This is a genomic window from Pseudomonas sp. Z1-29, assembly GCF_051131995.1.
Taxonomy (GTDB): Bacteria; Pseudomonadota; Gammaproteobacteria; order Pseudomonadales; family Pseudomonadaceae; genus Aquipseudomonas.
On record NZ_CP071645.1, the window covers coordinates 4650955 to 4663470 of the forward strand.

The window sequence follows — 12516 nt, forward strand, 5'->3', positions numbered from 1 at the left end:
TCATGTTTCGACGTCAGGCTCTGACGCTGGGCAGCTTGCTGCTCGGTGCCATCACCCTGGGCGGCTGGACGCTGTTCAAGCAAAAGGACAAGAGTCCATTACTGCTGTCGGCACGGGACGATGCCGACGGCAAGCACTACGCGGTCGGCTATCGACTGGACGGCACACGGGTGTTCGCCACCCAGGTTGGCCAGCGCTGCCATGACATCATCAATCACCCGGCGCTGCCGATCGCCCTGTTCGTCGCCCGCCGCCCGGGCACCGAAAGCTATCTGGTCGACCTGCGCGACGGCACGCTGCTGCAAACCATCACCTCGCTGCCGAACCGGCATTTCTACGGTCATGCGGTGATCCACAAGAGCGGCGAATGGCTGTACGCCACAGAAAACGATACCAGCGATCCGGGGCGCGGCCTGCTCGGCGTATACCGTTTCGAAGGCGAACGGCTGGTGCACAGTGGCGAACTGTCCACCCACGGCATCGGCCCTCACCAGGTGTCGTGGCTGCCCGACGGTGAGACGCTGGTGGTGGCCAACGGCGGCATCCGCACCGAGGCCGAGAGCCGGGTCGAAATGAACCTCGACGCCATGGAGCCGAGCCTGGTGCTGATGCACCGCGATGGCACGCTGTTGAGCAAGGAAACCCTCGCCCAGCAGATGAACAGCGTGCGCCATATGGGCATCGCCAGCGATGGCACCATCGTCACCGGCCAGCAGTTCATGGGAGCGGCCCACGAATCGTCCGAATTGCTCGCGATCAAGCGTCCGGGCCAACCGTTCAAGGCGTTCCCGGTACCTGAATACCAGCTGCAAGCCATGGGGCATTACACCGCCAGCGTCGCCGTGCACAGCGACCTGCGCCTGGTAGCCCTGACGGCGCCACGGGGCAACCGTTTTTTCATCTGGGACCTGGACAGCGGCGAGGTTCGCCTCGACGCGCCCCTGCCGGACTGCGCCGGGGTCGGCGCGGTAGCCGACGGGTTTGTCGTGACGTCGGGCCAGGGACGATGCCGCTACTACGATTGTCGGCAGCCACAATTGGTTGCAAAGCCGCTGGATCTGCCGGCGGGGCTCTGGGACAACCATCTGCATCTGGTCTGAGCTGCAAGCGCGGAGGGCGCAGGGAAAACCTTACACATTGCCGACAAACACCGATTGGAATCCTCCGGGCACTCAAGGTAATGTGCCCGCCTGTCTGTATTTCTCTCGGCTATTTTCCAAGGAAGTGGAACATGCTGCGACGCCGCATGCTGATCATGTTGGGTGTTGTCCTGCTGGTGGTACTGGCGCTGGCGGGCTACAAGGCCTATTCCATCTATCAGCAGATCCAGATGTTCTCTGCGCCCAAACCTGCGGTCAGCGTCGCCGTGGCCAAGGCCGTCGAACAGCCCTGGCAAGCCCGTCTGCCCACTGTCGGCAGCCTCAAGGCGTTGCAAGGCGTCGACCTGAGCCTGGAAATCGCCGGCACCGTGCAAAAGGTCCAGTTCGAATCCGGCCAGAAGGTCAAGGCCGGGCAACCGATCCTGCAACTGGACAGCGAAGTCGAAAGCGCCCTGCTGGAAACTGCGCAGGCCGACCTTGGCCTGTCGCAACTGGATTTCGGCCGTGGCCGACAACTGGTGGGCAGCCAGGCGATTTCCAAGGGCGAGTTCGACCGGCTTTCGGCCCAGTTGAAGAAGAACCAGGCCACGGTCAACCAGCTCAAGGCTTCGCTGGCGAAAAAACACATCGTCGCGCCGTTCAGCGGCACCATCGGCATCCGCCAGGTGGATGTCGGCGACTACCTTGCCAGCGGCACGGTGATCGCGACACTGCAGGACCTCAGCAGCCTGTACGTCGACTTCTACGTTCCTGAACAGACGGTGCCTCGGCTGGCGGTTGCCCAGCCAGTCAACGTCAGCGTCTCGGCCTATCCCGGCCAGACCTTCGTTGGCACCATCAGCGCAATCAACCCCAAGGTCGAGGACAGCACCCGTAACGTGCTCGTGCGCGCCACGCTCGCCAACCCCGACGGCAAGCTGTTGCCCGGCATGTTCGCCAACCTGAACGTCATCCTGCCGGACCTCGCCGTCGGGATCGTCGTGCCGGAGAGCGCCGTGACCTACACCCTCTATGGCAACTCCATGTACGTGGTCACTCCGAAGAAAACCGCCGATGGCAGTGTCGAGAAGGATGACAAGGGCCAGCCGATCCTGATTGCCGAACGGCGCTTTGTCGAAACCGGTGAGCGCCGTGACGGGCAGGTCCTGGTGACCAAGGGCGTGCAGCGCGGCGAAGAAGTAGTGATTGCCGGCCAGATCAAGCTCGACAACGGTACGCCCATCGCCATCAGCGACGACAAGACCCTGACCGAACAGAACAGCCCACCGCGCGCGGACTGATCAAGGAACCCCCATGGCCTTTACCGATCCGTTCATCCGCCGCCCGGTGCTCGCCACCGTGGTCAGCCTGTTGATCGTGCTGCTGGGCTTCCAGGCCTGGAGCAAGCTGCCCCTGCGCCAGTATCCACAGATGGAAAATGCCCTGATCACGGTGACCACCGCCTACCCCGGGGCCAACGCCGAGACCATCCAGGGTTACATCACCCAACCTATGCAGCAAAGCCTGGCCAGTGCCGAGGGCATCGACTACATGACTTCGGTCAGCCGCCAGAATTTCTCGGTCATATCGGTATACGCGCGCATCGGTTCCAACAGCGACCGGCTCTTTACCGAACTGCTGGCCAAGGCCAACGAGGTGAAGAACCAACTGCCCCAGGACGCCGAGGACCCGGTTCTGAGCCGCGAAGCAGCCGATGCCTCGGCGCTGATGTACATCAGTTTCTTCAGCAAGGAGCTGAACAACCCACAGATCACCGATTATCTGTCGCGCGTCATCCAGCCCAAACTGGCAACGCTGCCGGGCATGGCCGAGGCCGAGATCCTCGGCAACCAGGTGTTTGCCATGCGCCTGTGGCTGGACCCGGTCAAGCTCGCAGGCTTCGGCCTGACCGCCGCCGACGTGACCAACGCCGTGCGCCAGCACAACTTTCTCTCCGCTGCTGGTGAAGTGAAAGGCGAGTACGTGGTCACCAGCATCAACGCCAACACCGAACTCAAATCCGCCGAGGCATTCGCCGGCATCCCGCTCAAGACTGACGGTGACAGCCGCGTGTTGCTGCGGGACGTGGCGCGGGTGGAGATGGGCGCCGAAAACTACGACACCATCAGCTCTTTCGGTGGTACCCCTTCGGTGTACATCGGGATCAAGGCAACCCCTGGGGCCAACCCCCTCGATGTCATCAAGGAAGTGCGCAAGATCATGCCGGAAATGGAGGCCCAGCTGCCGTCCAACCTCAAGGCCGAGATCGCCTACGATGCCACGCTGTTCATCCAGGCCTCCATCGACGAAGTGGTGAAGACCCTGTTCGAGGCGGTGCTGATCGTCATCGTCGTGGTGTTCCTGTTCCTCGGCGCCCTGCGCTCGGTGCTCATTCCGGTAGTGACCATTCCGCTGTCGATGATCGGCGTGATGTTCTTCATGCAGTTGATGGGCTACTCCATGAACCTGCTGACACTGCTGGCCATGGTGTTAGCCATCGGCCTGGTGGTGGACGACGCCATCGTGGTGGTGGAAAACATCCACCGGCACATCGAGGAGGGCAAGACACCGTTCGACGCCGCGATTGAAGGCGCGCGGGAAATCGCCATGCCGGTGGTCTCGATGACCATCACGCTGGCGGCGGTGTATGCACCGATCGGCCTGCTCGAAGGCCTGACGGGGGCGCTGTTCAAGGAGTTCGCCCTGACCCTCGCCGGCGCGGTGGTGATCTCTGGAGTCGTCGCCCTGACCCTCTCGCCAATGATGTGCGCGATGCTGCTGCGTCATGACCAGAACCCCTCGGGGCTGGCCCATCGGCTGGACGTGATCTTCGAGCGCCTGAAGGCCCGTTACCAGCGCATGCTTCACGGCACGCTCAATACCCGGCCGGTGGTGCTGGTGTTTGCCCTGCTCGTGCTGTTGCTGATCCCGGTGCTGATCATGTTCACCAAGTCCGAACTGGCGCCTGACGAGGACCAGGGCATCATCTTCATGATGGCCAACGCCCCGAAGACCACCAACCTGGACTACCTGAACGCCTATACCGATCACTTCATCACGATCTTCAAGGAATTCCCCGAGTACTATTCTTCGTTCCAGATCAACGGCTACAACGGCGTACAGTCGGGCATCGGCGGCTTCCTGCTCAAGCCCTGGAACGAACGCAGCCGCACCCAGATGGAAATCCTCCCGGAAGTCCAGGCCAGGCTCGAAAGCGTGCCCGGCCTGCAGATCTTCGGCTTCAACCTGCCCTCGCTGCCCGGCACGGGCGAAGGCTTGCCCTTCGAATTCGTCATCAACTCGCCGAAGGACTACACGACGCTCCTGCAGATTGCCGAACGGGTCAAGAAGCGTGCGCTGGAGTCCGGCAAGTTCGCCTTCATGGACATCGACCTTGCGTTCGACAAGCCTGAAGTCGTGGTGGACATCGATCGCGCCAAAGCCGCCCAGATGGGCGTCTCGATGCAAGACCTCGGCGGCACGCTGGCGACCCTGCTGGGCGAGGCGGAGATCAACCGCTTCACGCTGGAGGGGCGTAGCTACAAGGTCATCGCCCAGGTCGAGCGGCCATTCCGGGACAATCCGCACTGGCTGAACAATTATTACGTAAAGAACGCCCAGGGCGAGTCGCTTCCGTTGTCGACGCTGATCAAGGTCAGCGACCAGGCACGACCGCGGCAACTGAACCAGTTCCAGCAGCTCAATGCCGTCACGATCTCGGGCTTTCCCACGGTAAGCATGGGCGAGGCCATCGAGACCGTTCGCCAGATAGCCCTTGAGGAAGCGCCGACAGGGTTCGCCTTCGATTACGCCGGTGCTTCGCGTCAGTTCGTCCAGGAAGGCAGCGCGTTATGGGTCACCTTTGGCCTGGCCCTGGCAATCATTTTCCTGGTGCTGGCGGCGCAGTTCGAGAGCTTCCGCGACCCGCTGGTGATCCTGGTGACGGTGCCGTTGTCCATTTGCGGCGCACTGATTCCGCTGTTCCTCGGCTGGTCGAGCATGAACATCTATACCCAGGTGGGGCTGGTGACCCTGATCGGCCTGATCAGCAAGCACGGCATCCTGATCGTCGAATTCGCCAACCAGCTGCGCAAGGAGCAAGGCTTGAGTCCGCGTGACGCAGTGGAACAGGCCGCATCGATTCGCCTGCGTCCGGTGCTGATGACCACTGCCGCCATGGTGTTTGGCATGGTGCCGTTGATCCTGGCCACCGGTGCCGGCGCAGTGAGCCGCTTCGACATCGGCACGGTCATCGCCACGGGCATGTCGATCGGCACCTTGTTCACGTTGTTCGTGCTGCCGTGTGTCTACACCTTGCTGGCCAAGCCGGACAAAGCCTGAGGCATGCAGATATCGGGGCCGTGTTTGGGCTTCCTGACGCTCAACTCTGCGGTCGCATGCCCTGGGACAGACTGAACATGAACAGCAACAGGTCGTCGTCCGGCTGGATCGCCTCGCTGGCCTTGGCCACCCGAGGCACCGGGCAATGTGCGCCGACAGTGGAGGCACTGAGGATCTGCGAGCGCGGCTGCTCCCACACCACCAGCGCCAGGGATGCAACTGCCAGGGCTCCGACTAAAAACAAACCTCTAGCAATTTCTAGTTTCATCGGGATAAACCTTTGATAGCGCTGCCAAACGCCGCCTCGTAAAAATAGACGAGTTTTCCCCAGTCGCAATCCTGGAACGACGAGTGGCGCCGCAGCTGGCTCATGTCATGGAACGCCGCGCCGCGTGCGGTCAGCCGTTGGCGACATTTCTCAAGATCGAGCAACGCCACTTCGGCCTTGGTCGACTCGCCCTCTCCGGTTACTCGCACGAATACATGCTTGATGTAGAGGCAACTGTGCTGCCAGCGCCCCTTGTGCATGCGGGCGAGATTCTCGGCCAGGGCCTGAAGGAGACGATCATGGACCGCCTCGCCATGACGCTCGCGGCCGCCTGCGGCATACCAACGCCCGATTTCCTCGAAGCCGTCCAGAGCGCGGGTGACCAGCAGCGCCCGCCACTTGTGCACCGGGTCTCTCTGCGCGCCGCAAAAGACCACTTGGGGTACCGTGACGCCGAGTTCCGCCAGGGCCAGCAGCGCTCGCTCTTCACGCAACACGGTCGGACGGCCGAACGGGTGCAGTAGGCTACGGTAAATGTGTCCGGTCTGGCGCTTGGAATAAAACAGCTCGCCATCATGGCTGATCCGCTGCACACCGCTTTCGCCGCCACGCCGGGTATTGGGGGCTTCCACCCACTCGCCACGCTGATTCCAGATCTGGTCAAAGCAACTACGAGAAGCCGCCTGGGCTCCTGCTACCTGTACAACCATGCCTGCTACCCCTTGCGTAATACATAAACTCGCCACATGGCATAGAGCGGCAGGAAATCCAACTGTTCCTCAATGCGAAACCCGGCCTGCCGAAACTCTTCTTCAACTGTAGCGACCGGTAACACAAATCGGTTCTGGTAGTCTTTCTGCCCACGGGTGCGCTCCAGGCGCTTGCGTTTCCAGGCCTTGAAATTGCCGTCGACCCACAATGAAACGATCACGCTGTCACGGGTGACACGCTCGAATTCCCGCAATATCGCCAGTCGGTGCGCGGGTTCGCCGATGTGGTGCAAGAGGCGCATGCAAAAAATGCTGTCGACGGCGTTATCAGGCAAGGCGATGTCGAACGCAGATGTGTGCAAAGGTTGTACCCGTTTTACGACATCGGCCGGTTGTGCCTTCAATGCCGTCTGGAGCATGGCGGTGGAATTGTCCGCGCCGATGATCACCCGGCCGGGTTTCTCCGCCAGCAGCGGCCAGAAACGCCCGGCTCCGCACGGCAGGTCCAGGACCAGGCCCGGGTCGCCCGCGAGCATCAAGGCGCGCCGGGCCAGTTGTTCGTCCCGACGGTGGGAAAGACGGCGGCTCAGCCCCGTCTTGTGTTTGCGCAGGTACTGCTGGGCATGTCGCTCGTCGTACTTGGCGGAAAAAGCTAGCTTGATGGGATTGGACATCGATGGCGCCTCTAGAGTTGATGGCGCCACCTTAGGGATCGGCTTGTAGCGGACAGGTCATCCCTTTGTGAAAACTTCGTCATGTAAACGGCTGAATGTTTTCAAGATTTTTCGCCGCCGATCTCAGGACTTCGGGTTCAACTCCACCTCGAAACGGCATCCGTTGGGTTCCATCGTGCTGAGGCTCACGGTCCAGCCCTGGTCCTCGCAGATCCGCTGCACCAGTGACAGCCCCAGCCCCAGTCCCTCGCCACGCTTTTCGTTACCGCGCACGAAGGGCTCGAACATCGCCTCGCGCTTCTCCTCGGGAATGCCTACGCCGCTGTCCTCGACGACAAATCCCGTGGCGGTCAGCGAGACGCGGATAAAACCCTGGTCGGTGTAATGCAAGGCGTTACGCAGCAGATTTCCCATGACGGCAGTCAGGAACGTGGCGTTGTACTGCGTATCGGTGGTTTGCCCTGGTTCGAAGATCAAGGTCAGGCCCTTGGATTCGATCGGCGCACGCCAGACCCCAAGGAGGTTTTCCGCGACCTGCCCCAGCGTCGAGCGAGGCGACATGCCGTTATCCTCGCGTTGGGCCCGGGCAAGCATCAGGAAGGTCTGCACCAGTTCGCGCATTTCTTCGCTGGCGCGGTTGATGCGCTCGACCTGGGTGCGACCACGCTGGTCCAGCGCCGGATTCTCCAGCAGCAATTCGCAGGAGGTGGCGAGGATCATCAACGGCGTGCGCAGTTCGTGACTCACGTCGCTGGTGAACAACCGTTCCCGGGTCAGGGCCTGGCGCAACCGGCCCAGCGTGGCATCGAACGCCACGGCCAGCTCGCCCACCTCATCAGCGGCATAATCCGGCGCCAATGGCGGGGCAAGCCCGAGCAACTGGTCGCGATGCCGTACCTGCCGGGCCAGACGTACCACCGGCGCCATCACCCGGCGTGCCAGGACCCAGCCCAGGAACACCGCGAGCGCCAGACTGAGCACGAAGCCCACCAGCACCACGGCAAACAGCACCCGCTCGCGCTCCTCGAAATCGCTCTGGTCCTGCAACAGCACGTAATGCCGACCGTCAACGATCTCTACCATCGCGTGATAGGACAGCTGTTCGCGAAAGACTTCGTGAAAGCCACGTTGCAGGTGACGCAGGTCCCTGGGCAACTCGAAGTCTCCCGGGCCGCCGCTGAAATAGAACAGCTGGTCGGGTTCCGGGCGATGACTCCAGTCGGAAACGCTGTCCATCAACAGCAGGCGTTGCAGGTCGCCTCCGAGCCCGGCGGAAATCAGCTTTTCCTCCACCAGATGGACCGTTGCCACGATGCCCAGTGCAAACGCTCCCGCCACCAATGCGCTCATCAGCGCAAAAGCGATGATGATCCGTTGCGCAAGGCTTTGCTTAAACTCCATCTCGGCCCTCGGCCAACCGATAGCCGACGCCGTGCACAGTGTGCAGCAACGGTTTTTCAAACGGTTTGTCGATCACCTGGCGCAATTGGTGGACATGGCTGCGCAGGCTGTCGCTATCCGGGCAATCATCGCCCCACAGGGCTTCCTCGAGGATCTCGCGCCGCAGCACGTGGGGGCTTTTCTGCATCAGTACCGCCAGCAACTTGAGGCCCACGGGGTTGAGCTTGAGCAGTTTGCCTTCCCGGGTCACTTCCAACGTATCGAGGTCGTAGCTCAGGTCGCCGACTTGCAACGCGCGTCGGCCACCGCCCTGGGCACGCCGCATGACCGCTTCGATCCGCGCCGCCAGCTCCGACAAGGCAAAAGGCTTGACCAGGTAATCATCCGCCCCGGATTTGAAACCCTGCAAACGATCATCCAACTGGTCCCGCGCGGTGAGCATGATCACCGGCGTATCGCGCCGGGCGTCTTCGCGCAGGCGCTTGCACAGCGTATAGCCGTCGATGCCCGGCAGCATGATATCCAGCACAATCAAGTCGTAGTGTTCGGTCGCGGCCAGGTGCAGCCCTGACAAACCGTCCTGTGCGCAATCGACCGTGTAGCCCTTGAGGCCCAGGTAGTCGGCCAGGTTGGCCAGGATGTCACGGTTGTCTTCAACCAACAGAATTCGCATGGGCATCTCCTCTGCGCACGGGGCAATCGTCGTGGCCCGCGCAGCTTAAGGCCAAGCGTGGCTTACGGCTAGGGTTGTATACGCAGTGCGAGCCACTGTGGGAGCGAGCCTGCTCGCGAAGGCGGTGGAACAGCCGCCACCCAGGTTGAATGTGCCGCCCCTTCGCGAGCAGGCTCGCTCCACAAAGGTCAAGAGCCCTCAGCAGCGGGGCTGCGCGGGTGTTGACGAGTTTTTCACCCAACCTTCACACCACCCGAACGCAACGCAGACCAGACTGTGCAACGCGCTGATCACGAAAACTCCCATCAAAGGTACTGCCATGGTTTCCACTGCCATCCGCCCCGCTTCCAGGCCCCTGAATCTATGGGTCGCCCTGGGCCTGCCCGCCGTGGTCGCAGCCATTCTGGTGTTGCTGGAACTGACCAGCCTGGACATGAACGTGGCCAAGCTGTTTTACGATCCGACGGCGGGTGGGTTTATCGGTCGACACAGTTTTTTCCTGGAAGACATCCTGCATGACCGGGCCAAACAGCTGGTCATCGGGTTTTCCGTGCTGGCGGTCGTGGGGTTTGTCGCCTCGTTTTTTATCGCTCGGCTCAAGCCGTACAAACGTGAGCTGGGTTGCCTGGTCCTGTCGCTGGCATTGGCGACTGCGTTTGTCACGCCTTTGAAGGCAGTGACGGCAGTGCAATGCCCATGGAGTCTCAAGGAGTTCGGTGGCAAGGAAACCTACAGTGAGCTACTGAGCCCACGCCCGGCTACCGACAAGCCCGGCCGATGCTGGCCCGGCGGGCATGCCGCCACCGGCTTCACGCTGTTCGCGTTGTTTTTCGTACTGCGTGACCGTCGCCCACGCCTCGCACGCCAGGCGCTGGTGTTCGCCTTTGCCCTGGGCACGGTGTTTTCCGTGGGACGCATGATGCAAGGGGCGCACTTTTTCTCCCACAACGTCTGGACAGCGGTGTTCTGCTGGCTGATTTGCCTCGGGTGTTATTACTGCGTTCTGTACCGACCAGTTTCCACACCTGAACGTATGATCGTCACCCGCTCCGTCAATGCCTGAACATAAATTTCAATGTGGGAGCGAGCCTGCTCGCGATAGCGTCGGATCAGCAACATCAATGTTGATTGTTATACCGCTTTCGCGAGCAGGCTCGCTCCCACAGAGTTTGGTGCCGTTATTCAGGGCAATAAAAAACCCCGCCTGCTTTCACAGACGGGGTTTTTCGCTACAGGGGTAAGGCTGGCTTACATCATGCCGCCCATGCCACCCATGCCGCCCATGTCTGGCATGCCGCCGCCAGCTGGAGCGTCGTCCTTGATTTCAGCGATCATCGCCTCGGTGGTGATCATCAGGCTGGCAATCGACGAAGCCGCTTGCAGAGCCGAACGAGTCACTTTGGCCGGGTCCAGGATACCCATTTCGATCATGTCGCCGTATTCGCCGGTGGCAGCGTTGTAACCGTAGTTACCCGAACCCTGCTTGACCTTGTCGACCACTACGCTTGGCTCGTCGCCGGAGTTGGCAACGATCTGGCGCAGAGGTGCTTCAACAGCGCGACGCAGCAACTGGATGCCAACGTTCTGGTCATCGTTGTCGCCTTTCAGCTCGCTGATGGCTTGCAGGGCACGAACCAGTGCCACGCCGCCGCCAGGTACCACGCCTTCTTCGACGGCTGCGCGGGTTGCGTGCAGGGCGTCTTCAACGCGGGCTTTCTTCTCTTTCATTTCAACTTCGGAACCGGCGCCAACCTTGATCACCGCAACACCGCCGGACAGCTTGGCCAGGCGCTCTTGCAGTTTTTCGCGGTCGTAGTCGGACGAAGTCTCGGCCACTTGTGCGCGGATCTGGGTGACACGAGCCTGGATATCGGCATCGTTGCCAGCACCGTCGATCACGGTGGTGTTTTCCTTGGACAGGATCACGCGCTTGGCGTTACCCAGGTGCTCCAGGGTGGTGCTTTCCAGGCTCAGGCCGATCTCTTCGGAGATAACGGTACCGCCGGTCAGTACGGCGATGTCCTGCAGCATGGCCTTGCGACGGTCGCCGAAGCCTGGAGCCTTGACGGCTGCAACCTTGACGATGCCACGCATGTTGTTCACGACCAGGGTCGCCAGGGCTTCGCCTTCGACGTCTTCAGCCACGATCAGCAGAGGGCGGCCGGCTTTGGCAACGGCTTCCAGCACTGGCAGCATTTCGCGGATGTTGGAGATCTTCTTGTCGACCAGCAGGATCAGCGGGCTGTCCAGCTCGGCAACCATGGTGTCCGGCTTGTTGACGAAGTATGGCGACAGGTAGCCACGGTCGAACTGCATGCCTTCTACAACCGACAGTTCGTTTTCCAGGCCCGAGCCTTCTTCAACGGTGATCACGCCTTCCTTGCCGACTTTTTCCATGGCTTCGGCAATGATGTCGCCGATGGAGTTGTCGGAGTTGGCGGAGATGGTACCTACCTGGGCGATTGCCTTGGAGTCAGCGCAAGGCTTGGCCAGCCCCTTCAGTTCCTTGACGATGGCGATGGTCGCCTTGTCGATGCCGCGCTTGAGGTCCATCGGGTTCATGCCGGCAGCGACGGCTTTCAGGCCTTCGTTGACGATCGATTGAGCCAGTACGGTCGCGGTGGTGGTACCGTCGCCGGCGTCATCGTTGGCACGGGACGCAACGTCCTTGACCAGCTGCGCACCCATGTTTTCGAAGCGATCTTTCAGCTCGATTTCCTTGGCTACGGAAACGCCGTCCTTGGTGATGGTCGGAGCGCCGAAGCTCTTCTCGATGATCACGTTACGGCCTTTCGGGCCGAGGGTCGCTTTTACTGCGTCAGCCAGGACGTTGACACCGGCGAGCATTTTCTTGCGGGCGGAATCGCCGAATTTAACTTCTTTAGCAGCCATGATCGATATTCCTTAAATACTTTGTAGTAGTAGCGGGAAAATGAGCGGGGAAATCAGCCTTCGAGAACGGCGAGGATTTCGTTCTCGCTCATCACCAACAGGTCTTCGCCGTCGACTTTCACAGTGTTGCTGCCGGAGTAAGGGCCGAACACAACCTTGTCACCCACTTTCACGGCCAGCGCACGTACTTCACCGTTTTCCAGAGCCTTGCCCGGACCTACAGCGAGAACTTCACCGTGGTTGGCTTTTTCAGCAGCCGAACCTGGCAGGACGATACCGCCAGCGGTTTTCTTCTCTTCTTCGCTGCGACGGATGACGACGCGGTCATGCAGAGGACGAAGCTTCATTGTCGATCTCTCCTAATTTTGGTTTTCATCGGCCGGTGTAGTCCCGGCGGGTTTAACAAAAGCCGGCGGAGCCGGGGTGCGGTTCGTCAAGCGAACCGCGGAAGTCTGTCCGGTGTCGCCACCGGAAACCT

The 12516-nt window shown here is 61.1% G+C and carries 11 protein-coding genes; 4 read left to right on the forward strand and 7 right to left on the reverse strand.

Translation table 11 applies throughout. The annotated features are described in order from the left end of the window. The first annotated feature begins 2 nt into the window (after positions 1–2). The 3 genes from J3P84_RS21185 (at position 3) to J3P84_RS21195 (ending at position 5420) form a co-directional block, all read left to right on the forward strand. Complete coding sequence (locus J3P84_RS21185) at positions 3–1100, forward strand: DUF1513 domain-containing protein (RefSeq protein ID WP_305496336.1); 1098 nt, start codon at positions 3–5, stop codon at positions 1098–1100. Positions 1101–1231: 131 nt separating this feature from the next. After that, entirely contained in the window at positions 1232–2380 is a 1149-nt protein-coding gene (locus tag J3P84_RS21190) for an efflux RND transporter periplasmic adaptor subunit (RefSeq protein WP_434625663.1), read from the forward strand. A 13-nt stretch (positions 2381–2393) separates the two neighbouring features. Further along, entirely contained in the window at positions 2394–5420 is a 3027-nt protein-coding gene (locus J3P84_RS21195) for a multidrug efflux RND transporter permease subunit (protein ID WP_434625665.1), read from the forward strand. 40 nt (positions 5421–5460) lie between these two features. Here J3P84_RS21195 and J3P84_RS21200 read toward each other — a convergent pair whose 3' ends face one another. From J3P84_RS21200 to colR, 5 genes are all read right to left on the reverse strand, one after another. After that, positions 5461–5688: a hypothetical protein gene (locus J3P84_RS21200; RefSeq protein WP_305496339.1), complete on the reverse strand. Its 228-nt coding sequence runs from the start codon at positions 5686–5688 to the stop codon at positions 5461–5463. After that, positions 5685–6398, reverse strand: a complete 714-nt coding sequence (locus tag J3P84_RS21205; RefSeq protein ID WP_434625667.1) for a lipopolysaccharide kinase InaA family protein — start codon at positions 6396–6398, stop codon at positions 5685–5687. The genes J3P84_RS21200 and J3P84_RS21205 overlap by 4 nt, the downstream gene beginning before the upstream one ends. Before the next feature lie 5 nt (positions 6399–6403). Next, complete coding sequence (locus J3P84_RS21210) at positions 6404–7072, reverse strand: class I SAM-dependent methyltransferase (protein ID WP_434625669.1); 669 nt, start codon at positions 7070–7072, stop codon at positions 6404–6406. A gap of 123 nt (positions 7073–7195) precedes the next feature. Then, on the reverse strand, positions 7196–8473 hold the full coding sequence (locus J3P84_RS21215; RefSeq protein WP_305496342.1) for a sensor histidine kinase: 1278 nt from the start codon (positions 8471–8473) through the stop codon (positions 7196–7198). Then, positions 8463–9146: a two-component system response regulator ColR gene (gene colR / locus J3P84_RS21220; RefSeq protein WP_030142512.1), complete on the reverse strand. Its 684-nt coding sequence runs from the start codon at positions 9144–9146 to the stop codon at positions 8463–8465. Before colR ends, J3P84_RS21215 begins: the two co-directional genes overlap by 11 nt. 319 nt (positions 9147–9465) lie before the next feature. Between colR and J3P84_RS21225 the strand changes: the two genes are divergently transcribed. Continuing rightward, positions 9466–10209 (forward strand): phosphatase PAP2 family protein, encoded by a 744-nt coding sequence (locus tag J3P84_RS21225; RefSeq protein ID WP_434625672.1) that lies wholly within the window; start codon positions 9466–9468, stop codon positions 10207–10209. A 185-nt stretch (positions 10210–10394) separates the two neighbouring features. On the opposite strand, the gene groL is transcribed toward J3P84_RS21225, so the two are convergent. Next, entirely contained in the window at positions 10395–12038 is a 1644-nt protein-coding gene (gene groL, locus J3P84_RS21230) for a chaperonin GroEL (protein ID WP_181288598.1), read from the reverse strand. A gap of 53 nt (positions 12039–12091) precedes the next feature. Further along, positions 12092–12385, reverse strand: a complete 294-nt coding sequence (locus J3P84_RS21235) for a co-chaperone GroES (protein WP_003204913.1) — start codon at positions 12383–12385, stop codon at positions 12092–12094. Positions 12386–12516: the final 131 nt, after the last annotated feature.